The following is a 22,912-nucleotide window of genomic DNA, read 5'->3' as shown; positions in this document are numbered from 1 at the left end:
CATCTCCCCGTCGTCACTGGGCCACGAGGTGGTCGGGCACTTCCTCCCTGCGACGGCCGCAGAAGCAGGGGCCGTCCTGCGGGCACTCGCACTCGGCCTCCCAGCCGCTGCCGTCGGCGAGCTCGCGGCCGCGTTGCAGGAACGTCTGCCGGTCGTCCGGCCGGGGGTCGGCGAGCATCGTTCTGAGGTCGGCGGCCAGCGGGGCGGCCACCAGGTGCAGCGGCGCGGCGGCGGCCAGGTCGTGCAGGATGCCGAGCCGGGCCGGGCGCTGCGCCGGGGTCGCGGCCCGCACCTGGCGGACGGCCTCGATCAGCGCCGCCACCTCCTGGTGCGGGCCGACCGGCAGCCCGAGCGCCGCCGCCAGCGCTCCAGCTGCGGTCGCGGCGGCGGCCCGCTCGTTCGCGCCGACCGTCTTCCGCCCATCCACCTGGTACGTCACCACACCACCGTCACCCTGCACCCCCGACCCGTTCGCCGCACCGGAGCCATTGGCCGCACCGGAGCCGTTCGTGACACCAGAGCCGTTCGCCGTGCTCAGGCCGTTCGCCTGCTGCGGGATGTTCACCTGGCCAGCGCCGTTCATGGGGCCGGCCAGGTCGGCGGGGCGGATCTCCATGACCAGGGGCGGGCGGCCGGGAACCCGGATGTCGAGCAGGCCGGGGCCCAGGACCCGGGCTCTGGCGCCCATGAGCGCGGCGGCCCTGCTGACCGCGTGGGCGGCGGCCAGCTCGGGCAGCTCGGGCTCGCCGCGCAGCGCCGCCACATGCTCGGGGGTCAGCTCGCCCGCCCTGGCCAGGGCCGCGATCTTGGCCGCCGCCCCCGGCTGCCCGGGTGCCAGGCCGGCCTTTCTCGCCTCGGCCTGGAGCACGGCGGCCATCCCGGTGGGCGCGGACCGCCCGCCGCCGAGCGCCGCCGCGATGGACCCGCGAACGGAGGCCCGCCCGTTGAGCACGTTGGCGAGGGACCCCTTGGTCCCGCCGTCGCGCCCTTCAGCGGTGGCGCCCGGTGTCCTGGGTGCTCCGCCGTTCAGGGGTGCTCCGCCGTTCAGGGCGGCTGCGATCGAGCCCTGCGTGGCGGTGCCGTTGAGGGCGTCGGCGATCGACGGGGCGGCGGGTTGGCGACCGTTGAGCGTGTCGATGAGGCCGCGCAGCTTGGCGGCGGTCGCCGCGTCCGCCGCGCTGACCGCGAGAGGCGTGCCGTTCGCGTCGGCGAGGGCCGACGGGACCGACAAGGCCGACGGGGCCGACGGGGCCGACGTGGGCCAGGGCGGGAGCGGTGGGGTGTGGCCGCGTTTGCGGAGGTCGAGCGCCAGGGCGTCGATGGCGGCCGCGATCCGGTCCCTGGCCTGCGGATCGGTGGTCGCCTGCCACTTGCGCGACAGGTGGGCGTGCTCGTCGAGCCGGGGCGTGACGCAGTGGTCGGTGCCCTCCTCCTGGGCCGACAGCGCCCCCCTGACGATCCCGTGCCGCGTACCGGCCTGTTGCGCGGCGCGTTCCTGGGCGACGTGCGAGATCTCGTGGACCAGCACCGACGAGACCAGGTCCGGGTGCACGCGGGGCCCGATGCGCATCACGTGCGGTTCCTCGGCGGTGCCCGCGTACAGGTCCGTACGTCCGACGAGCCCGGCGCCCGGGTCCTCGGCCAGCACGTGCACGTGCTGGTCGGCGGCCCCGGGGACCTGCACCACGAGGTGGTCGCCCGCGCTCCAGCCCAGGTGGGCGACGGCGCCGCCGAAGTCGGTGACGGACACGTCCTGCCCGCGGATCTCGTCGACGGTGAGGTCGGGGACGCCCTCGGGACGCGCGGTGGCGGACAGCGGGCTGCCGGGCAGCTCCTGGGAGTGCACCGACGGCGAGGTGGACCCCAGGAAGGTGCCGCCGCCGACGGCCGGCGTGGCCTCCTCCTCCTCGGCGATCTTCCAGACCGGTTCCGGCGGCGGCGGGAGCACGCCGCGCTCGTCCAGCGCGGCGGCGACCTGGTCGGTGAAGGTGCCGTGCACCGGCGAGGTGAGGAAGACGTGGCGCAGGTCGAGATCGTTCCGGTCCGCCGCGTCGAGCAGGTGGGGCGGCAGCGTGGAGAAAGCCTCGGCGAAACCGGCGTCACGCTGGCTGCTGCGCGCGCTGTCGTTGCGCACGGTGCCGTCGGGGGCGGCCAGGTAGCGGTGGATGCCGTCGGACTCCCGCACGTAGACGCTGGCCACCTGCCCGCGCTCGCGGGCGGTGACCCTGGCGTCCTGGAGGATCTGGATCAGCCCTTCGCGGCCGGGATCCGGCTGGAACGTGAACTGCGGCAGATCGTCCATCGGCGCCGCGACGCGGATGCCGCGCTGCATCTGGGCGTCCAGCGTCGCGAGCACCTCACCGGGCAACGTGAACATGGCGGTGGCGCTGGACAGGGCGGGCAGGAACTCACTGTCCCCGAAGGGCTTGACGTTGCCGTCGCGCTGCCGCTTGACCCGGGTGAAGGTCGCGTCGTAGTCCACCCGGAGGCGGACGGTGTAGAGCTTGCCGCTTTCGAACTTGCTGCGCTCGCTGCGCGCGCCCTGGTGCTGGCTCACGCTCTCCGAGGCCTGGGCGCCGGCGTTGGCGCCGTAGGACAGGCCGAGGACGCTCCAGCCGTTGCCCGTGCTCATGCCCGCGGGCTTGAGCCGGCCGCGGCCGATGGAGACGTTCTGCGCCTCGGCCCTTCTGTCGACCTCGCCCACCTCGCCGTCGAACGGCCCGGCCACGACGGTGAGGTCCGACTTGCGGGCCCTGACCGAGATGTCCACGCCCTGGGCATGGAACCTCGGCTCGGCGACCTGTGCCACCACCTGGCCGTCGGGCCCGCCGACGCGTTCCAGGCCGGTGATCATGCCGGAGTGCGACAGCCACGCGGACAGCGCTCCCGAGCGCTCCACGGCCGCCGCGTGGCCGATCATCTCCTTCAGCTTGCGCATGATGCCGGCGTGCAGTGTGGGCTTGTCATCGTGCTCGGCCAGCACCTCGGGGAAGACGCCCGGCGGCAGCTCCACCGAGCGCGGGTCGATCACCTCGGGCGCCGGGCCCGGGTCCTGGGCGACGGGGCGCACCATGTCGCTGGGGATGCGGCGTCGCAGCGTCATGTCGTACTCGCGCCGCACCACCAGGCGCTCGACGCGCGTCGCGTCCCTCTTGGCGCGGATCTTGGCGGCCAGGCCCGGCACGTGCCGCTCGAACGGGACCGGCCGTACCCGGACGGGGCGGGTCGAGACCTCCAGGACGAGCACCTGGTCCTGCTCGATCGTGGTGTCGCCGACGAACCTCGCGACGCGCAGCAGCCGCATGACGTTGCGGATCGCGGTGCTGGCGAAGGAGCGGTTGCGCTTGGTGGACAGGCCGAACCTGCCGTCAGCGCCGTCCTGGCTGTCGCTGTAGTCGAGACCGGCGGACCACGCGGCGCTGTACGACTCCGTGCGGGTGGCCTCCTCGCCCCTGTAGCGCTGGATGATGGTGCCCTGTTCGTCGGTCTGGCTCACCATGCGCGCAAGGCGCGGGTCGCCCGCGCTGACCGTCCGCAGGCGGATGGTGACGACCTGGGAAGCCTGGCTCTCCGAGGCGTTCTGCACGTCGTACTCGCGCTCGAATCCGCGCCGCGACCACATCTCCTCGAGGTGGACCTTCGGGCGGGCTCCGTTGAGGTCCACCCGGAGCTGCCGGTACAGGTTGGGCGTGTGCTCGGTGACGCCGGGCAGCGCCTCCTCGACGGCGTTCATCACCTCGTCGAGGATGTCGACCTGCTCCCCGCTCGGACGGTTGCGCACGACGAACGACTCGGGGACGCTGACGCCCATGCCGTGCTCGTACTGGGGTGCGACGACGACCTCTCTGAGCTGGTCGTTGACGGTCTGGGCGGCGGTCAGGGCCTCGTCCAGCCGGACCCAGCCCTTGCCGGGGTCGTGCCGCGCGGCGTCGGCGGCCGGGGTGACCGCCGGGCCGATGTCGGCGACCTTCTTGAGCGCTTCGAGCAGCCGGGTCGGATAGTGCTTCTTTCCCAGGCCGATGTCCTCGCCGCGGTGGTTCGCCTCGGCGCTGACCTGGACGTACCGGTGGATCAGCGGCACCGCGACCGTGCGGTGCAGGTTCATGTGGCCGTTGAGCCAGCGCTCGACCGCGTCGGCCACGACGGGCACCGGCAGGTTCAGCTCGCCTTCGGCGAACAGCCGCAGCGCGTCGTTCTCGGGGACGACGAACACGCCTTGGCCGCGGCTGCGCAGCGCGGCGCCCCGCCGCTCGCCGGCCAGGTCCAGCCCGATCTGGGACGCCTGGCGGGTGGTCACCTTCGCGATGACGTCCACCGGCACCCGGATCCGGTACTTGCGGCCCACCGCGATGCCGAGGAACTCGGTGCCGAAGATGGCGACGAGCGCGGCCGCCACGGCCTTGACCCGGTTGCGCCCCGGCAGCGACACGGAGCCGGTGTCGCTGGTCGTGCCGCCGTCGTCGGCGTCGCCGACGCTGTTCGTCAGGCCGCCCAGGAGGTTGCGCGCCGCGCTCCAGCTGATGCCGGCGCTGCGCAGGGCGAGCATGATGTCGCCTGACACCGGGTCGGCGATGTCGACGAACTCCGCCTCGCCGAGCACCCCTCGCACGTCCATCCGCACGCGCGTGGGCGAGGCCCCGTTGATGTCGAGCACGACGTCGTTCACGACCGGGCCCTCGAAGATGTGGCCGGCGAGATGGTGGCGGCTCAGCATCGGCCAGAGCTGGATCAGCGGCGCGACGCTCTTCCGCAGCGCCTTGGGCAGCAGGTTCCTGACCTTGGTGATGTCGCCCAGCTCGCGGCCGGCGTCGAAGTGCTCCAGCCTGGCGATCTCCATGAGCCGCTTCGACGGCTTGCCGATCTTGCCGCTGAAGCGCGGGCCGCCCTCGTGGGAGAGCAGGCCGGCGGGGACCATCAGCAGCGGCTTGACGGCACGCGGCTCGACCAGCGTCGTGACCTCGTCGCCGTGCAGGTGGTCGACCTGGACCGTCGCGTCGGTCAGGACACTGGCGGTCGGCTCCTTGTTGTCGTCCTCCGTCATGCCGACGTTGTTGACCATGCTGGAGGTGCTGGTGCCGGCCGAGAACGTGCGGTCGCCGCCGACGTTCACGCCCGCGCTGTGGGAGACCCCGTCCTCCCCCTGCCCAGGGCCGTCGGTCTTGCCCAGGGAGCCGCCGAGGGCCTTCGTGACCGACCGGTTGATGCCCCGTCCTGAGGTGTCGCTGGCGATGTCGAGGTGGGTCCGCACCTTGTGGGTCTGGCCGACGCCGGTGCCGGTGTCGCCCTCGTCCTGCCGGATCACGATGTGCAGGGCGTGCAGGTCGAGGGCTCGACCGACGCCGTGCGACTGCAGCGGGACGATGACGCCGCCCTGGGTGAGCTGGTCGAACCCGCTGCGGAGCGCGCTCTCCTGCAGGTGGGCCTTGATGTCGTCCTCGTTCAGCTGCTGGGCGGCGCGGACGAGCAGGTTGTCGCTGTAGACGCGCCTGCCGTTCTCGCCTCTGGTGGACACCAGGCCGGTGTGCTCGAGCTTGTCGATCACCTCCTGCACGAGGTTCCCCAGCCCGCGGATCTCCCGCACGTCGGTGGGGCCGGCGCCGCGCAGCCGCCCCTCTCCGGCGCCGAGCCAATCGGGCAGCCCGATCCTGCGGCCCGTGATGGGCTCCTGGGCGGGCTCGTCCGCGGGCACGGGCAGGCCGTCGGCGTCGAGCCTGATCTCGCCGTTGTCCCTGACGAACGCCTGGACCGGTACGGGGTCGCCGGCGTACCAGGCGTCCACCGCCTGCTGGCGTACCAGCAGCTCGGTCAGGAACGGGTCCAGCTCCTTTGCCGGCCGGCCCGCCCGCTCGACGGTGAACGTGAGCTTGACCTGCTTGCGGTGCGTCACCGACATGCCGCTGCTCTTGTCCACCTGCGGGTGCACGGCGACCTCGTTGGCCGTCGAGGCGGACGACTGGGAGATCGGCACGCCGGCCTTGACCTCGGGCTTGATCGAGTCGGCGGAGTAGTCGCCGAGGGGGCCGAGCACGTCCACGTTGTTGAGGCCGTCGGAGGTGATCTTCGCGGCCACCTTGCCCTCGATCGAGCCGCCGTGCTCGATCCTGGTGGTGGAGGTGGCGGTCTCGGTGAGCACCCTCTCCTGCAGCACGTCCCGCGTCCAGCCGCCGAGCAGCTCGGTCTCCTCCTCGACGACCTCGGCGGTGGCGGTGATCCGGGTGTCGGGCATGCCCTGCACGGCGAGGTTCACCGGCAGGCCGGACTCCAGCACCTGCGCGAAGCGCAGCTGCATCTCGCGGACGACGAACCTGCGCAGGTTGTCGCGGGCGCCGGTGCCGATCTTGGTGTAGTCGCCGCCGAGCTCGGCGGCGAGCGCCTCCAGCGCCTCCTCCAGGCCGGTCATGCCGAGGACCGCCTGGTTCGGCACTCCGGGGCGGCGCTGGTCGGCGGGGATCGTGAGGGTGCGGGTGACGTTGGGGTCGATGGCGGAGTGCCACACCCAGATGCGCTGGGTGTGGGAGTCGCCTGGCTTGCCGGTCGTGACCTCGACGGGGTCGCTCCACGTGGTGTTCCGCCCGGTGCGCACCTGCACCGTCCACTTGGCGTCACCGTCGAAGAGCGCCGCCTCCGTACGGTTGTCCGCGACCGTGCCGCCCTGCTCGAACATGCTGCCGCCGCTGGAGATCGACCAGTTACGGCTCGCGCCGCCGCTGATGGCGACGCCGGCCACCCCCATCACGTCGGCGATCGAGCCCTTGGGCAGCCACTGCGCCAGTTTCCGCGTGTCGAACTCCGCCGACGTGCCGAGGCTGCCCGACTCGGTGGCGGTGTAGGACTGTCCCGTCTGGTAGAAGTTGCCCTGCGTGAGCTGGGACGCCCGCATGCCCGGGTCGGCCACCTCCACCAGGTCCGACACCGTGAGCGCGAGCCGCACCTCGACCGCCTTGCGGCCGTGGCCCGCGACCAGCACCAGGCCGTCGCCCGCCACCACCTTGTGCCAGTCGGCGCGGATGAGGGTTTCCAGCTCGCCCGCTTTGTACTGCTTGACGGACTTCTGGGCTCTCAGCTCCTGGTTGACCTTTTCGGTGAGCTCGTCCAGGTGGGCCAGCCGGCCGGTGGGCATCGACTCGGTCAGCGACCAAGGGTCGGGGCGGGTGTGGCCGACCGCCGCGTCGTACCCCATGTGGGACGCCGCGACCTCGCGCAGAGCGGCCTGCGCGAGCATGGGCAGCGTGACCTCGTCGGGCCGGCTCAGCCGGGGCGGGCCGGACATCGCCTCGAGCAGCCGCGCGTACCGCTCGTGCGCCTTCCTGGCGCGGATCGCGGCGTTCAGTGCGGTCCCGTACACGGCCGCGCGCCGCTCGTGCCGCTCCTGCTGGTCCCGAGCGGCGCGGGCCTCCTCGACGGCCGCCGCGCGCCGGCGCTCGACGCCGCTGTCCTTCTCCTTGGTGGTCTTCCTGGCGGCCGCTTCGGCCTGCCTGGCGTTGTCGCGCGCCTCCCTGGCGCTCGCCTTGTACTGCTCGCGCAGCCGCCGCAGGGTCTTCTCGGACTCCTTGAGCCGCTCGGCGGTCTGCCGCGCCTCCGCGACGCTCGGGGCGTCGCCCAGGCGGGGGATGTCGAGGGTGGTCCGCTCGTGGTCGGGCCCCGCCTCCCAGGGAGCGGGCGGCACCTCGACGCCTCGGGCGCGCAGCGTGGCCAGCAGACCGTCGATGTCGACGGCCGTCGCGCGCTGCTCTGGCACCGTGTCGGCGGTGTTCCAGCGCTCGATCAGGTACGCCAGCTCGTTCTGCTGGGCGGTCACGCACTCGTCCCTGGAGTTGGCGGCGACGCCGCTCGGCAGCATCCGGCGCAGGATCCTGCGCAGCGGGCCCCTCGACATGGCCTCCTGCCGCTGGAACGTGTGCGTGATCTCGTGCAGCCAGACCCTGGTGAGCTGGTCGGTGGCGATGCGGGGGGCGAAGGTCACCAGGTGCGGGCCGGTGTCGCTGCCCGTCCGCACCTGGGTCGTCGCCATCTCCCGCTGGCCGGGCCTGCCGATGGTGAAGCGGAAGTGCTGGGGGCCGTTCGCGGTGTCCACGACCAGGACGTCGCCGTCCCATGAGAAGCCCCGCACGTTCCCCGCGCCGTGCACGAAGTGCTGCGGGTCCAGGTTCGCGACGGCCTGCTTGATCTCGTCCGTGGTGACGTCGGCGCCGCGGCCGCTGTCGGTGACGTAGCGGGTGCCGGGGATCGGGTGCGAGGTGACGGTTCCCGGCCTGCTGGTGTGCGCCTGCGGGCGGGCGGCGCCGGCGGGGGCGTCCGACGACAGGTTGGGGTCGGAGGCGACGAGCACCAGTAACGCGGCGGCGTCCACCACCAGGTCGGCCTGGGCGGCCACCTCGGCGGCGCGGGCGTCCAGCGCCCTCCGGACGCGCCGCATCGTGGCGTTCGGCAGGACGCGGTGGCCGCCGTCCTGCTTCGGGACGAGCACCTCGCCGCTGGGGCCGATCACGGCGCCGGGGAACGTGGTGGTGAGCGCTTCCAGCAACGCCGCCCGCGCCCTGATCGGCCCGCCCGCCCTGTTGGACGCCTGCCCGTCCGTGTCGCCCTGGTCGGCGGTGGTCAGGCTGGTCACCGGCGTGCCGGTGTCCGCCTGGCCGTTCGCCGCCTGGCCGTTCGAGGCGGCCTGGGCGGGTGTCGTCTGGGGGGTCGCGTCGCTCTGGCCGGACGCGTCGGGCTGCCGGCCGGTGTCCGTCTGGTCGGACGCGTCGGGCTGCTGGGTCGTGTCCCCTGCCGTCGTGTCGGCCGTCGTGTCGGCCGTCGTGTCGGCCGTCGTTTCCCCGCTCGTGGCGCCCGTGGTGGTGTCGCCGGTCGCCGGGTCGCCGGTCGGCGTGCTCGGCTCCTGGGTGGTGGCGGGCTGCTGGGAGGACGTGTCGGGCTGCGGCGTGGTGGCCGGCTGCGGCTCGGGCGCGGTGGCCGCCCGCGTGTCCGCCTGCTGCTCGCCGGTGGTGTCCGTCTCCGGCTCCGGAGCGGTGTCCTGGCGCGGCTCGGGGGTGGTGTTCGGGTGGCTCTGGTTGTTCGAGGTCTGCCGGGACGAGGTGTCGGCCGAGGAGGGGGCGTCAGCGGTGGCCGGGGTGGCGCGGCGCTCCTGAGTCGTCTCGGGGGTCTCGTCCGCGTTGTCGTCGGGGGCCGGGGTGACGGCTTGCTGCTGGTCCGGGGTGCGGCGACGGGTCGAGGAGTCGGCGTCGGGCAGGCCGGGACCGGGCCGGTTCGCCGAGGACGAACCGGCAGGCGTCGTCGTGCTCGCCGTACGCTGAGCGGGAACGTTGACCGGATCGGCGATGCGCACCCCGCCGGAGCCCACGGGCGACATGCCGTCGGGGCCGGTCGGCGCGTTGGCGGGACCGGTGGGACCACCGGACGGGCCGCCCGCCGGACTGCCGGCGGCGGCGCGGGCCGCGTCGGCACGGGCGGCGGCGTCGTAGGCGGAGGCGAGCGAGGTCGCCGGGTGCGCCAGCGCCGAGACCACGTCGGGATTGAACGGGCTGATCGTCCCGGTACGCCCCACACCACCGAGGAAGGCCCCGGTCATGGACTCGGCGGTGAACGGATTCTGCCACTCGCCGTACATCACGCCCATGCTGAGGCCGCTGCCGACCGGCGAGGCGAACGTGTTCGCCGCGCCGGTGGTCGCCGCCCGCCCGGCGAAGCCCGGCAGCACCCCGGTGACCCGCGAGATCGGCCCGGACAGCACGGTCCCGGCGACGGCGCCCGTGCCGGCGCCGAGGCCGGTGGCCGCCAGCTCCTTCCAGTCCAGGTCCTTACGGGTGCCCATCTCGATCTGCTGCGACTGGGCCTTCCAGGCGATGAAGACCTCCTCGCCGATCTCCTCGACCAGCTCTCTGCCGATGGGCGAGGCCAGGAAGCGGAGCAGCAGCCCCCGGCCGGTGGGGCCGGCGAGCGCGGCCACCTGGGCCAGCCTGACCGCGCCGACCTGCTTGCCGGCCATGGCGGCGAGCCTGCTCAGGATGCGGCTGATCGCCGCCCGCGCCATGGCCGCGTACTTCCCGATCAGCGGGGTGGCGGAGGCGGCGGTGAAGAAGTTGACCAGCAACACGATGGCGATGGCGACGACCGTCACCCAGAAGGTCACGTTGATCGACAGCTTGGAGTACTGGGTCTGCACCGCGAAGTTCTGGGCCTGCAGGGCGTAGGCGTGGGCGTTGTTGCTCACGCCCGCCATGCCACCCTCCTTGCCGTACAGCTCACGGGCCCTGCCGACGAACTTGGCGGTCGCGGGCGCCTGCCAGCCCGTCACGATGGTCCGCGCGGCGGAACCGGCGGGCTCGGCGGAGGAGATCGCGCCGTCCGACAGCGCAGCGTAGCGGCGGGCCAGCTCCGACAGGCCGGCCTCGCTGGCCGAGGGCCACGCCTGCCCGGCCGACAGCATGGGGATCAGCCAGTAGACCACCCAGTCGGGCAGCGCCTCGGTCTCCCATACGGGCCGAACGTCGCTGTCGATGCGGACGATCTGCTTCTCGACGGATTGTCCTCCGAAGCCGGGATCGGGCCCCTGGACGTTCGTACCGCCCGTGTGCGACATGGACCCCGTCTCAGACTTCCCGCGTCATGCGGGTGAGGCCGTCCCTGATGTCCGCGTCCGTCTCCAGGGTGTTGTCGATGGCGGCGCGCAGGCGGTCGCCGGCGTCCACGACCTGCTCGGCCAGCCGCTTGCACTGGTTGATCATCTCGTAGGGCCCGCCCTCGGCGAGGTGCGCCCGGTAGAAGGCCATGCCTTCGGTGCCGTCGCCCCACGGGGCGGTGGACAGGTGCGCCTCGACGTCGGCGGCCAGCTTGGGCAGGCTCTTGCCGACGTCCTCGGCGGTGGTGGACCAGGCGGACATGCCGCGGTCCACGACGGTCTTGGAGATGAAAGCGCCGCTCCAGTCCTCGTTCACCGGTCGCCTCCCATGTCGTCGATGAGCCGGGCCATCACGGCCTCCACGTCGCCTTCGAGGTGCGCCTTGAACTGGTCGGGCGGGATCACCGGCTCGAAGATCTCCATGACGCGCTCCTGGGCGGCCGCGGCGGCCCTGTGCGCGGTCTCGGCGATCGTGTCGGCGAGCGCGCGGGCGTCGGGACGCCGGTAGATGCGGGGATCGAGGTCGAGCCTGATCAGGTCGCCGCGCGGGCCGACGGTGACGGAGACCAGGCCGTCGCGCGAGGTCTCGGTGACCTGCACGGCCCTGGCCTTGGCGTGCAACTCCAGCCCTTCGTCCTGCAGCCGGGTGAACGTCTCGCGCAGCTCGTCGGCGTACGCCCGCATCGCGGCGACGTCCGGACCTTCCGAAGCCCCCATAGCCCCCTCGCCACTTTCGCCCATGTGACGCCACATGTACCTGAGGAGTAAGTTTCCGTCACATTAACACCAGGAAACAAGGGGCTGACCTAAACATGTGGATTTCCGGAAGTGAGCGACACGGCCTCCTCCCGTAGCTCGGTCACCTCCGAGCGGGGCGCCCAGGCCCGCCACACGCCGCGTTCCACCCGCTCCAGCCCCAGGTCACGGGCCCGTGGCGCGGACCCGCCGAGGTATTCGAGCAGCAGCAGCCCGTCGCGTTCTTCGTGCACCTGGAACGGCTCGTCACGCCACCGGCACACGACCGTGACGAAGTGCAGCGACTCGCACTCGGTCACCGGCACCGTACGCACGTGGCAGCCGGGCTCCACCTCCTCGAAGCCGTCCAGCGGTACCTCGCTGCGCAGGCGTACCCACAGCTCCAGGGCGTGCGGCTCGGGGCTGGCCGGGAAGACCGAGCCCTGCCAGCGGGCCCGGTAGGAGTGCCACGACGTCATGGCGTCCTGCCCACGAGGTACCAGCGGCGCAGGTCGCCGTGGTAGACGGCACGGCGGTGCTCGGTGCCGGCGTTGGTCAGCTCCCAGATCTGCGCGCCGTGCGGCAGGCCCACGCCGTACACCTTGTACTCGCGGACGATGGAGCCCACGTTCGGCACCAGCCCCATCCCCACGAACGGCGGCTCCTCCACCACCCAGCCGGCCACGGCCTGCCGGCCCTCCTCGTCGGTCCCCCCGTACGGCGTCCGGTAGAGCTCCAGGCCGACGGGCCGCCAGCGCAGCATGTTCAGCGAGCCCGACTCCGTGATCAGCTCCTCCTGCCCGAGTGCGGCGGCCAGCACGGCGGGGGTGGCGATGTGCGAGACGTCGAGCGCGTGATGGCAGTAGCCCGACACCCGGGGCTCCGGCGTGGACAGCAACTCGGGGATGTCGGCGGCGGCGAGCAGCTTCTGCATCACCGGCACGCCGGAGCCGGGGGCCAGCAGCAGATCCTGGATCAGGGTGGGCACGGCCAGGCGGGCGACCGTGCCGGATTCGAGCATGAACGACGCCGGCAGCCCCGGGTTGATCGCCAGCCCCCAGCGCAGGTCGGGCCAGACGGCGGCGAGCTCCGTCATCGAGACGACCCGGTAGTGCGTGGCGGCGCCGCCCGTGGCCCGCGTCATCCCCTCGACCGAGGTGAAGGCGATCACCCAGGTCCGCTCGGCGTCGGCGGCGGTCGCCCACGCGGGGGGCTCCGCACCGGCCGCCGCGGCGGCGGTGATCGGCAGCGCCAGGTCGGCCTCACGCAGCAGGCTCAGGCACAGCGCCTGCTGCCCGTCCTGGTGAGCGGCCCACAGCTGTTCTTCGAACGGGCCGGCCGGAAGATGATCTGCGACGGTCACGCGGACAATTCTGTCCTGTTTTGCGAGGGATTCACCCCGCTGCCCCGGTACTGGTGAAGCCCGGCTCAGCGCGTGGGGACCGGGGTGCGCGGCGGCGTGGCGCGGCTCTGGTGGTGGGCGGCCGCGCGGAGTGCGCGGTAGAGGAGCCGGGCGTCGCCCAGGCGGTGGCGCAGCAGCCGTTCGAGGCCGCCGATGGGCACGAGGTTCTGCGGGGCGCGCGGGTCCTTGTAGTCGACTCCCGCCAGCGGCGGCAGGGCACGGGTGAGGGAGTCGGCCAGGCGTACGAGGTCGTCGAGGGGCAGGTCGGCGCTCGCCTCGCAGCGGACGACGCCCGCCCACGGCATGTCGGAGGTGGTGGGCAGCCGGAGGTACCAGGTGTGGCGGCGCCAGCTCGTCCCCATGAGGAAGACCGGGGTGCGCTGGCCGGGCAGCAGCTCCGACACGGTGGCGGCCTGCGGGGCGGGCAGGTAGGCGGTGTGGTGGGTCTTGACGTAGCCGACCGTGCGCGGCAGGTGCGTGCGGCCCCGCAGCGGCCCGTCCACCAGCAAGAGGTCCTCCTCCCCCGCCTCGGCCCTGTGCCGGACGGCCAGCTCGACCTCCAGCTGGGTGAGGTGGCGCTGCAGGGCCAGGGTCAGCTCGTCGGCCCCCGGGCCTGGGGCGCGGCGGGCGCGGTAGGCGGCGGCGGTGGTGACGACGTCGCCGGCGTACGGGGAGGCGCTGAACAGCGACCTGCTCACCTCGACGGCGACCGGCGCGGCCCCGGCCCCCGAAGCGCAGCGGACGATCCCGGCCGCGCACGACGCCGCGATGCCGGGCAGCGCGGTGGGGTCGCCGTCGGCGTACGTCCACAGGCGCGCGTCGATGCGGCGCACCCCGTCGGCGATCAGCAGCACCTCGGGCGGCGCGACGCCGGGGCCGGGCGTGATCGGGCGCCAGCGGGCGGCGGTGAGCTCGACGTCGAGGTCCAGCTCGGCGCTGGTGGCGTCGAGCTCGGCCAGCGCCTCGGCGTCGAGCGCGGCGGAGTAGGACGGGTCCCACGCGTCGACGGTGAACCCTGCCGTCATGCGGTCGTCCTGGACAGATGTGACCCCTTGGCGTCGCGGCCGACCTCGAAGCGTACCGGGATGCGGTCGGCCAGCGCGGGCACGTGCGTGACGACGCCGACCATGCGGTCGCGGCCGGCCGCCAGGCGTTCGAGCGTGGTGGCCACCGTGTCGAGGGTGGCCGGGTCGAGGCTGCCGAAGCCCTCGTCGAGGAAGAGCGAGTCGAGACTGCGGGCGGCGGTCGCCGACAGGCCGGCGACCTGGTCGGACAGCGCCAGCGCCAGCGCGAGCGCGGCCTGGAACGTCTCGCCGCCCGACAGGGTGCGCGCGTTGCGCCGCATCCCGGCCTCGGCGTGGTCGATGACCTCGATCTCGTTCCTGGCGCCGAGCGCGAGTTCGTACTGACCGTCGGACAGCTCGCGCAGCGTCTCGGATGCGGCGGTGACGAGCAGGTCGAGCGCCTCGGTGCACAGCCACCGCTCGAACGCGTCGGCCCGCAGGCACTGCGCCAGCTCCTTGGCGACCCTGGCCCGCTCCTCCTCCTTCTCGGCGCGCTCGCGCAGCTCACGAGCGGCCGCCCGATTCTCCTTGACCCTGTCCAGCCACGCCTGCGCCTGCGCGACGGCCGCACTGACCGCCTCACCCAGCGCGGCCGGCCGCTCGGGTACGGCCACCTCGTGCTCGGTGAGCTGGGCGACCACCGACGTCCACAGGGCGCGGGCCTGTCGTCCGGTCTCGGCGATGCGGGCCTCCTGGCTCTCCAGCGCGGCGCGCTCGCGGCCTTCCGCCTCGTCGCGCCAGGCCAGCAGGGCCGTCCATGCGTGGTGCAGGTCGGCGCGGTCGAGCGGCGGCGCGCCGAGCGGGACCACGGTGTCGCGCGCGGCCTCGATGTCCCGCCAGAGCCGCTCGGTCCGGCCGGCCAGCTCGTCGGCCCGCTTCCTGGCCTTGGAGAGCTCGGCACGGGCCTCCCGCGCGGCCCGCCGCGCCCCGGCCGCCCGCCGCTCCGCCTCCCGCCCCGCAGCCACGCGCCCTTCCAGCTCACCTCGCCACGTGGCGATCCACTCCCGCTCGACCCGCCCGTCAAAAGGCTCCACCACAGAAGCGGGCCGCGCCTCGTGCTGCCCGTCGCCGGCCCTCTCCCCGGGCGCCTCGGCGGCCGTCCCCGGGCGGGCCCCCGCGTCGTTGCCGGGTCTCCCCGCCTCGTCTTCCTGCAGGACGCGGGACAGCTCCTTGCGCAGGGTGGTGGCGCGGGCGGTGAGGTCGTCGACCGTGCGGTCCAGGTGGCGGAGTTCGGTGAGCGCTTCCGTGTGTGCGCGGCCGGCCTGGTCGGCCTCGCGGCGGGCCGTTCTGAGGTGCTTCTCGGCGGCGTGCAGATCCGCCGTGGCTGGGTGGTGGGGCAGGCTGGTGACGGGTTGCAGGCAGGTGGGGCAGGGGTCGCCGACGACGAGGCGGCGGGCCAGGCCGGCGCCCGCGTGGGCGTCGCGGAGCCGGTCGCGGGCCTGCTCGGCTTCGGTCGCCGCGGCGTCGAGCGTGCGGGAGCGGGCGGCGAGCGGCTCCAGGGCGGCGCGGGTCTTCACGGCCTGCGACTGGGCGGCGTCCAGGTCGGCGAGCAGGCGTTCGTACGTGTCCAGCGCCTGGAGGCGCTCCAGGAGCACGGCGGGGTCGTCGTGGGCGGCGAGCTCGTCCTCGGCGCGCTGCTCGGCGGCCTCGGCGGCGGTCACGGCCCCAGTGAGCACGGCGACCTCGCCGGCGGCGGCGCGGGCACCGGAGGCGAGGGTGGGGACGTCGGCGGGCAGGGCCAGCGCGGTCAGCGCGGCGAGCCGGTCGCGCAGCGCGTCGCGTTCGCCGGCGAGGCGGCGCAGCTCCTCGTCGTGGCCGCGCAGCCCCTCCAGGTCCGTCCTGATCCGCGCGTCGAGGGCGTGCAGGGCGGCGAGCCGGCCGGCGGCGGCGCGTTCGGCCGGCTCGTCGGCGTCGGCGAGCCTGGCCAGCCGCTCGCGGGCGAACCCGGCGGCCTGCGCGGCGGCCTGCTCCTCCTGGACGGCGCGCTGGCGGACGCGTTCGTAGACGTCGGCGTCGAGGAGCTGGACGAGCAGGTCCTGGCGTTCGCGCGGCTGGGCGTGCAGGAACTCGGCGAACCTGCCCTGCGGCAGCACCACGCACTGGGTGAAGAACCGGTACTCCAGCCCCGTGACGCGCTGCACCTCGCCGGTGACCGCGGCCCCCTCGGCGACGGGACGGACGACGGCGGCCAGCAGGTCCTCCAGCTCGGCCGACGCGGGCACGGACGGGTCGAGCTCGTCCAGCCGGGCCTCGGCGGTGTGCACCTTGCCCTTGGCGTCGCGCCTGAGCGCCCGCACCACGGCGAGCCTGCGTCCCGCGCTCTCGAAGACCAGGGCGACCTTGGCGGAGACGGCGGACGGCGCGAGGGCGTGGGCGATGACGTTCTCCTTGCCCCAGCGCGGCACGGTGCCGTAGAGGGCGAAGCAGATGGCGTCGATGAGCGTGCTCTTGCCCGCACCGGTGGGACCGACCAGGACGAAGTAGTCGACGCCGGAGAAGTCGACGGTGGCGGGCTCGCGGAAGCTGCCGAAGTCGTCGAGGTGCAGCCGCAGCGGGCGCATCAGCCGGTCACCTCCTCGTGCAGGCGGTCGAACAGGGCGGCGACGCGGTCGTCGTGGCGGCCGGAGGCGGCGAGGTAGTCGCGGAAGAGATCACGGGGGCTGCGGGCGGGGCCGTCCGCGGCGGTGCGGCGGGCGTCGCGTACGGGACGGAAGCGCTCGTGGACGGTGACCTCCAGCGCGGTGGGCAGGATCTCGCGCACGGTCTCGGCCAGCCCTGGCCTGGGCGGCTCGGTGACGACGACCCGCAGCCACGTCTCCGCCAGGCCGGGCGCCATGGCGGCCAGCTCCTCCAGCGTGCCCGTCCTGGTGGCCAGCGCGCGGGCCGAGGCGATGGGCGCCTCGCGCACCTGGGCGGGACGCCCCGGCTCGACGGTGACCAGCAGCGCGCCGGGCGTGTTGTCCTCCTCGCCGAAGTCGACGGCGAGGGGCGAGCCGCTGTACCAGATGGGGCAGGGGCCGGGGATCTGCTGGCGGCGGTGCAGGTGGCCGAGCGCGGCGTACTGGGTGGCGGGCGGGAACGCGGTGGGCTCGAAGTAGTAGGAGAAGATCGACTGGGCGCGCCGCTCGCCGCCGCCGAACCGGCCGCTCGGCAGCGTGCCGTGGGTGGTGACGAGGTTGACGGTGTCGGCGGAGAAGCCGTCGGTGAGCGCGCCGACCAGCTCGGCGATGCGGGCGGCGTAGTCGCGGTTGTGCTCGGCGGGCGTGCCGGCGAGCACTTCGGCGGCGCGTACGACGTACCGATGCGACAGGAACGGCAGCACGGCCAGCCGCACGGGCTCACCGGATCGTGCGGTGAAGGCGAGGGTGCCGCCCTGCTCGGGACGCCGGAACGCGCCGACGACGTGGATGCCGAGCTTGCCGAGCACCGGCCGGTAGACCTCCAGCAGGTGCGGGTTGTCGTGGTTGCCGGCCAGGACCACCACGTCGCGCCCGCCCTCGTGCAGCGCCATCAGGGCGTTGAGCACCAGGGCCTGCGCCTCGGGGGTGGGGGCGCTGGTGTCGAAGAGGTCGCCTGCCACGAGCACCGCGTCGACGTCCTCGCCGCGGGCCAGCCGGACGAGGTCGCCCAGGACGGCGCGGTGCTCGTCCATGCGGTGGCGGCCCTTGAGTACCTTGCCGACGTGCCAGTCGGCGGTGTGCAGGATCTTCATGCGCTCGCCTGACCTAGAAGGGCGGGATGTCGTCGTCGGCGCCCGGCAGCCCGGCGAACGGATCGGCTTCCCGGCGCGGCGCGGGCCGCTGGGCCGCCTCGGCGGGACGGGTGGCCCAGGCGGGGAAGGGGAAGGTGACGGCGAGCGGCACGGGGATCTCGGGCTGGGTGACGAACATGGTGCCCGGCCTCGCGATCGTGGCGCGGTCGCGGGTGGCGGCGGGCAGCCAGCCGTACTCGGGGCGGGTGGCCTCGGCCGGGTCGAGGCGGCCCGCGACGCGGACCGAGCAGTTGGCCACGATGCGCCGCTCGACCTCGGAGGCGGTCTGCTGGGCGCCGATGAGGATCACGCCCAGGGACCGGCCGCGCTCGGCGACGTCGAGCAGGATCTCCTTGATGGGCGACTCGCCCTCGCGGGGGGCGTACTTGTTGAGCTCGTCCAGCACCACGAACAGCAGCGGCTTCGCGGTGCCCGCGCTCTCCTTGCGGGCGAACTCGCCGCGCAGCGTCACGCCGACCACGAACCGCTGCGCCCGCTCTGGCAGGTTGTGCAGGTCGACGATGGAGACCTGGGCGTCGGATGTGCCGATCGCGTGCGGCCGGCCGCCGGGCAGGTCGCCGCGGACGATCGGCGACAGCGCCCTGACCGCGCCGCGCAGCCTGCGCAGGAACGCGTTGACGGTGCCCAGCGGGGTGGGCGCGCCGGTCCAGGTGGCGCGGGTGCCCTCGTCGGCGAGCTGCGCGCCGACGACGTCCACCAGGTCGCCGAACGTGCGGCAGATCGGGCCGCTCTCCTCGCCTGGGCGGCGGATCCGTACGGCGCCGCCCTCGCCCACCGGCTCGGCCCACGCCTGCAGCCTGGCCGCGACCTGGCCGACGAGCAGCGAGTATTGGGCCCGCTCGTCGTCGGCGTCGCTGAAGACGAAGCGCAGCAGCTCATCGGCGCAGAACTCGGCCAGCGTCCAGTAGTAGGCGCTGACGTCGCGGGTCCTCGCCGAGACGTCGGGCACGCCGTTGGGGTCGCGGGGGCGCGGCGGCGCGAACACGTGAACGCTGCCGAACGGCCCGGCGGGCAGGCCGAGCCGGGCGTACTGGGCCGTGGCGGCGGCGTCGAGGCGGGTGTTGGCGTGGTCGAGGAAGAGCAGGTCCTCGCCTTTCACCGAAAAGATCAGGGCTTTGGTGTTGGCGGCCTCCGCGCCCAGCACGCCGGAATTGAATATCGAATAGATGAGGAATGTGGCGAATGACGTCTTCGTCGCCACGCCGGAAACGCCGGAGATCGACACGTGGGCGCCGCGGGTGCCGTCGAGGAAATCGAAATTGACGTACATCGGCTGCCCGTCGCGGCCCAGCCCCATGGGGACGCGCCGGTCCATGACGTCGAAGTAGAGCGCCTGGTCGCGGTCATCGCTCTCGGCGCGGTAGACGGGCGCGCCGGGCAGCGGCGGGACGAAGATCTCCGGCTCGACCCGGGTGACACGCACCTCGGCGCACTCCACCACGGCCGCCGGGAGCGCGCCGTCGGCGATCAGGAAGACGTCGGAGTCGAAGCCGGCGCCCTCGTGACGCGCCTCGACGGCCGACACCACACCCGCCACCAGCACCGGGCCGTAATCGGGGGTGTCGCGCCTGGTCACCACCACGTCGTCGAGCTGCACGACACGGCCAGGCTCCAGCCCGACCCAGAACGACAGCGGGGAGGCGGCATGCGTGCCGAGCACCCTGCCGACCGCGTCACCCGACGCGGCGGTCCCGCCCGTGGGGCGGCCGGCGGGGCCGTTGGTGAGGCCGTTGGTGGCGCTCGCCTCCGTCATCTCACTCACCGATGCTCTCCCGCCCCGGACGTTCACGTTCTCCCCGCAGAATCCTAACGACCGCTCTGCCATCTTTTGGCACTGTCGAGGGGGAAATGCGGCACGTATCAGCCCGGCGACCTGCCCTTGCTCTATTTCGTCAAATGACGGTAAAGGAAATGCGATCAGCGGGCGTAGCGGCGGGCGTGCGGGCGGTGCTCGCCGTAGCGGCGGGCGTGGTGCAGCGCCTCCAGGAAGGCGCGGGGGCCGTCGAAGTCCGGCATCTCCAGGTACGCGGCCCCGATCCCGTCCGGGTCATGGGCGTCCGAGCCCACGGTGCCGGGCAGCCCGTACGCCCGCGCCGCCCGCAGCGCGGCCCCGTTGTGGTGTCGGTCCTCGATCTTGGCGTTGAACACCTCGACGGCGTCGATCAGCCCGTCCCGGCACAGCTCGTCCAGGTGCCCGCCGAGCCCTGAGCGCTCGGGGTCGTACGGGTGGGGCGCGCACACCAGCCCGCCCTGGGCGCGGATCCGCCGGATCGCCTCACGGGTGGGCAGCACGTACGGCACCCGTTCGGTCAGGAAGAGCCCGAGCACCTCGCCGGACCCCGTACGGATCTCCTCGCCCGGCACGACCCGGCACCCGACGGCCCGCGACAGGTCGTCCGCCGTGCCGGCGAGGTGGTTGTGGTCGGTGAGGAACACGACGTCGATGCGGTGCGCCGCGACCCGCTCGGCGAGCTGGCCGAGCGTGGTGACGGCGTCACCGGACGCCACGGTGTGCACGTGACAGTCCACCCGCACCCATCCACCGGGCACGGCCCGCTCAGTGCAGGGCGGCAGCGCCGGCTCGAGCGCGCGTGCACCGGACGTCACGGGTTCCGCTCCCCCGGCGAGCCCGGCGAGCCGGCCGAACCAGGCGAACCGCACGAGCCCGCCGAGCCCGCCGAGCCCGCCGAACCGGTCGGCCCCGGCGCGGGCGGGGCGGGTGCGGGGGTGGCGGGCGCGGGGGTGGCGGGCGCGGGGGTGGCGGGCGCGGCGGCCGGGCGGGCGCGACGGCGGCGCAGGCCGCCCAGCGAGGCCAGCACCGACAGCACGGACACCACGGTCAGCACCCCGAAGGTGATCCGGTACCCGGTGACCAGCGCCCCGATGCCCTCTGGAGCCACCCGCGACAGCGTCCCCGCGAACACGGCGGGCCGCAGTGCGGCCGGCAGCGGCCCCGTGACGAGGGACAGGGCGAGCGCGGTGCTCACCACCACGCCGGCGTTCTGGATCATGAGTCGCATGGCGTTGACGATGCCGATCCGGTGGGAGGGGAGCTGGTCGAGGATGGCGGTGGCGGTGGCCGGCAGGAACATCCCGGCACCGGCCCCGAGCAGCACCATGCCCACGCACATGGGCGCGTACCCGATATCTGCGGAAACGTACGCCAGCAACACCGCCAGCCCGGCGGTGCCGACGACGTTGCCGAGCAGCCCGACGAGCCGCGCCCCGAGCCAGGCGTGCAGCGGGCCCGCGCTCATCGACGCGATCATCATGGCGACCGAGAGCGGCAGCACCTTCAGCCCGGCCGTCACCGGGTTCTCACCGTGCACGGCCTGGTAGAACAGCGCGACGAGCAGCACGACCGCCGTCCGCCCGACCGTGCTGAGGAACGTGGCCAGCAGGTCGAGCGTGAACACCCGGTCGGCGAAGAGCCGTACGTCCACCACGGGGTGCGCGCTGCGCCGCTCGACCACCACGAACACCGGCATGAGCAGGACGAACAGCACCACCCCGCCGAGCACGACCGGATCGGTCCAGCCGAGGTCGGCGGCCTGCGACAGCCCGAACAGCAGCCCGCCCAGCGACACCAGCACCAGCAGGTTGCCCGGCACGTCGATGCCCCGCTCCTCCGGCCGGGCGAGCGTGCGGCGCAGCGTGACCGCGCCCCAGATCAGGCAGAGCACGCCGAGCGGCACGTTGTACCAGAACACCCACTGCCAGCCGAACCGGTGCGTCAGGAACCCGCCGAGCGTCGGGCCGACGAGCTGGGCGACGGAGAAGGAGGCGATGTAGATGCCCATGCCGCGGCCGAGGTGGCGGCGCGGGAAGGCGTCGGTGAGCAGGGCGGCGCTGTTGGTCAGCAGCATCGCGCCGCCGGCGGCCTGCACGACGCGCAGGCCGACGACGTACCACTCGCCGGGGGCGAAGCCGAGCAGCAGGCTGGCGCCGGTGTAGGTGGCCAGGCCCCACAGGTACATCGAGCGGCGGCCGAACATGTCGGCCAGGCGCCCGAACACCACCATGAGCACGGTGTTGGCCAGCATGAACGACAGCAGCATCCAGCTCGCGGCGGCGGCCGAGGCGTCGAAGTTGCGGACGACCTCGGGCAGCGCCACGTTCAGCGAGCTACTGCCGAGCGCGGTCAGGATGCTGGCCAGGCCGACGACCGACAGGACCCGCCAGGCGTAGCGGAGCTGAGCCCGCTCGCCGGGGTCGTGCGGCGCCGGTTGTCCCGGCTCGCTCATGGGAACGTGACGAGCGACCGGATCACGTCCCCCGAGCCCATGGCGGCGAACGCCTCGGCCACGCCGTCGAGCGTGATGCGCCTGCTGATCAGCCCGTCCAGGTCGAGCCGCCCGGCCCGCCACAGCCGCAGCAGGCGGGCGAAGTCGGTGCGCACGTCGCCGGAGCCGTACAGGCAGCCGAGCAGGCGGCGCTCGGTGGCGAACAGCTCGGCGGCGCTGAAGGTGACGGGGTCGTCGGCGCTGCCGGCGCCGACCACGACCGTGGTGCCGCCGCGCCGGGTCGACTTGTACGCCTGCCTGATGGTCTGGGAACGGCCGACGACCTCGAAGGCGTAGTCGAAGCCGAGCCCGCCGGTCAGCTCGTCGGCGCCGGCCCGCAGCTCGTCGGGAGTGAAGGTGTGGGTGGCGCCGAAGGCGCGGGCGGCGGCCAGCTTCTCCGGCACGCGGTCCACCGCCACGATGGGCGCCGCGGCGGCCAGCACGGCCCCTTGGACGACGTTGACACCGACGCCGCCGCAGCCGATCACCAGCACCGACGAGCCGGGCCGCACCTGGGCGGTGTTGACCACGGCGCCGACGCCGGTGAGCACCGCGCAGCCGACCACGGCGGCCACGTCGAACGGCACGTCCGAGGGGATGGGGATGGCGGCGCGGGCGTCCACGACCGTCTCCTCGGCGAAGCAGCCGACGCCGAGCCCGGCGTGCGCGGGCTCGCCTGCGATGCTCAGCGTGGGCTCGGCGGGCGGGCGGACCGACGTGCACAGGTTGGGCTGCCCGCCCAGGCAGTACGCGCACCCGCCGCACGGCGGGATCCACGACAGGATGACGTGGCTGCCGACGGGCGGCCCCGACACGCCGGGGCCGAGCTCGACCACCTCGCCCGCGCCCTCGTGTCCGGGCACCAGCGGCAGCCGGGCGGGCAGCCGCCCCTCGCACATCGACAGGTCGGAGTGGCAGACGCCGGCGGCCCGCAGGCGTACGCGGACCTCTCCGGGGCCGGGCCGGCGGATCGTCAGCTCGTCGCTGACCTCGACCGGCTTGCCGGTTTCGCGCAGGATGATGCCTCGCATCGTTTTC

12 protein-coding genes are annotated in these 22,912 nt (G+C 73.8%); all 12 read right to left on the bottom strand.

The window, feature by feature from the left end:
* Window positions 1–13: 13 nt before the first annotated feature.
* The gene (locus ACFFR3_RS41360; protein ID WP_379484912.1) at window positions 14–10,579 is read right to left on the bottom strand and encodes a WXG100-like domain-containing protein; all 10,566 of its coding nucleotides are present in this window, start codon (window positions 10,577–10,579) and stop codon (window positions 14–16) included.
* A 10-nt stretch (window positions 10,580–10,589) separates the two neighbouring features.
* Window positions 10,590–10,934 (bottom strand): hypothetical protein, encoded by a 345-nt coding sequence (locus tag ACFFR3_RS41355; protein ID WP_345404301.1) that lies wholly within the window; start codon window positions 10,932–10,934, stop codon window positions 10,590–10,592.
* Entirely contained in the window at window positions 10,931–11,335 is a 405-nt protein-coding gene (locus tag ACFFR3_RS41350; protein WP_364380147.1) for a YbaB/EbfC family nucleoid-associated protein, read from the bottom strand. Before ACFFR3_RS41350 ends, ACFFR3_RS41355 begins: the two co-directional genes overlap by 4 nt.
* A gap of 89 nt (window positions 11,336–11,424) precedes the next feature.
* Window positions 11,425–11,832 carry a UCP033725 family protein gene (locus ACFFR3_RS41345; protein WP_345404295.1) on the bottom strand — a complete coding sequence of 136 codons (408 nt, stop codon included), beginning with the start codon at window positions 11,830–11,832 and terminating at the stop codon, window positions 11,425–11,427.
* Window positions 11,829–12,716, bottom strand: a complete 888-nt coding sequence (locus ACFFR3_RS41340; RefSeq protein WP_364380151.1) for an SseB family protein — start codon at window positions 12,714–12,716, stop codon at window positions 11,829–11,831. The genes ACFFR3_RS41345 and ACFFR3_RS41340 overlap by 4 nt, the downstream gene beginning before the upstream one ends.
* 65 nt (window positions 12,717–12,781) lie before the next feature.
* On the bottom strand, window positions 12,782–13,780 hold the full coding sequence (locus ACFFR3_RS41335; protein ID WP_364380154.1) for a hypothetical protein: 999 nt from the start codon (window positions 13,778–13,780) through the stop codon (window positions 12,782–12,784).
* The gene (locus ACFFR3_RS41330) at window positions 13,777–16,380 is read right to left on the bottom strand and encodes an AAA family ATPase (protein ID WP_364380157.1); all 2,604 of its coding nucleotides are present in this window, start codon (window positions 16,378–16,380) and stop codon (window positions 13,777–13,779) included. The genes ACFFR3_RS41335 and ACFFR3_RS41330 overlap by 4 nt, the downstream gene beginning before the upstream one ends.
* Window positions 16,380–17,531: an exonuclease SbcCD subunit D gene (locus tag ACFFR3_RS41325; protein WP_379484911.1), complete on the bottom strand. Its 1,152-nt coding sequence runs from the start codon at window positions 17,529–17,531 to the stop codon at window positions 16,380–16,382. The genes ACFFR3_RS41330 and ACFFR3_RS41325 overlap by 1 nt, the downstream gene beginning before the upstream one ends.
* Window positions 17,532–17,544: 13 nt before the next feature.
* Complete coding sequence (locus ACFFR3_RS41320; RefSeq protein WP_364380282.1) at window positions 17,545–19,344, bottom strand: ATP-binding protein; 1,800 nt, start codon at window positions 19,342–19,344, stop codon at window positions 17,545–17,547.
* 164 nt (window positions 19,345–19,508) lie between these two features.
* Complete coding sequence (locus tag ACFFR3_RS41315) at window positions 19,509–20,198, bottom strand: PHP domain-containing protein (protein WP_379484910.1); 690 nt, start codon at window positions 20,196–20,198, stop codon at window positions 19,509–19,511.
* Window positions 20,195–21,835 (bottom strand): MFS transporter, encoded by a 1,641-nt coding sequence (locus ACFFR3_RS41310; protein ID WP_379484909.1) that lies wholly within the window; start codon window positions 21,833–21,835, stop codon window positions 20,195–20,197. Before ACFFR3_RS41310 ends, ACFFR3_RS41315 begins: the two co-directional genes overlap by 4 nt.
* Window positions 21,832–22,905, bottom strand: coding sequence for a Zn-dependent alcohol dehydrogenase (locus ACFFR3_RS41305; protein ID WP_345404264.1), 1,074 nt, complete (start codon window positions 22,903–22,905; stop codon window positions 21,832–21,834). The genes ACFFR3_RS41310 and ACFFR3_RS41305 overlap by 4 nt, the downstream gene beginning before the upstream one ends.
* Between the last annotated feature and the right edge of the window lie 7 nt (window positions 22,906–22,912).

The organism is Nonomuraea salmonea, assembly GCF_042428605.1.
GTDB lineage: Bacteria > Actinomycetota > Actinomycetes > Streptosporangiales > Streptosporangiaceae > Nonomuraea > Nonomuraea salmonea.
This window is presented reverse-complemented; position numbering and strand designations above follow the sequence as displayed.

Excerpts from the sequence above, each read along its gene's own strand:
- ACFFR3_RS41360 (WP_379484912.1), bottom strand. The coding sequence starts at position 10,579 with ATGTCGCACACGGGCGGTACGAACGTCCAGGGGCCCGATCCCGGCTTC.
- ACFFR3_RS41350 (WP_364380147.1), bottom strand. The coding sequence starts at position 11,335 with ATGGGGGCTTCGGAAGGTCCGGACGTCGCCGCGATGCGGGCGTACGCC.
- ACFFR3_RS41345 (WP_345404295.1), bottom strand. The coding sequence starts at position 11,832 with ATGACGTCGTGGCACTCCTACCGGGCCCGCTGGCAGGGCTCGGTCTTC.
- ACFFR3_RS41335 (WP_364380154.1), bottom strand. The coding sequence starts at position 13,780 with ATGACGGCAGGGTTCACCGTCGACGCGTGGGACCCGTCCTACTCCGCC.
- ACFFR3_RS41330 (WP_364380157.1), bottom strand. The coding sequence starts at position 16,380 with ATGCGCCCGCTGCGGCTGCACCTCGACGACTTCGGCAGCTTCCGCGAG.
- ACFFR3_RS41325 (WP_379484911.1), bottom strand. The coding sequence starts at position 17,531 with ATGAAGATCCTGCACACCGCCGACTGGCACGTCGGCAAGGTACTCAAG.
- ACFFR3_RS41320 (WP_364380282.1), bottom strand. The coding sequence starts at position 19,344 with ATGACGGAGGCGAGCGCCACCAACGGCCTCACCAACGGCCCCGCCGGC.
- ACFFR3_RS41310 (WP_379484909.1), bottom strand. The coding sequence starts at position 21,835 with ATGAGCGAGCCGGGACAACCGGCGCCGCACGACCCCGGCGAGCGGGCT.
- ACFFR3_RS41305 (WP_345404264.1), bottom strand. The coding sequence starts at position 22,905 with ATGCGAGGCATCATCCTGCGCGAAACCGGCAAGCCGGTCGAGGTCAGC.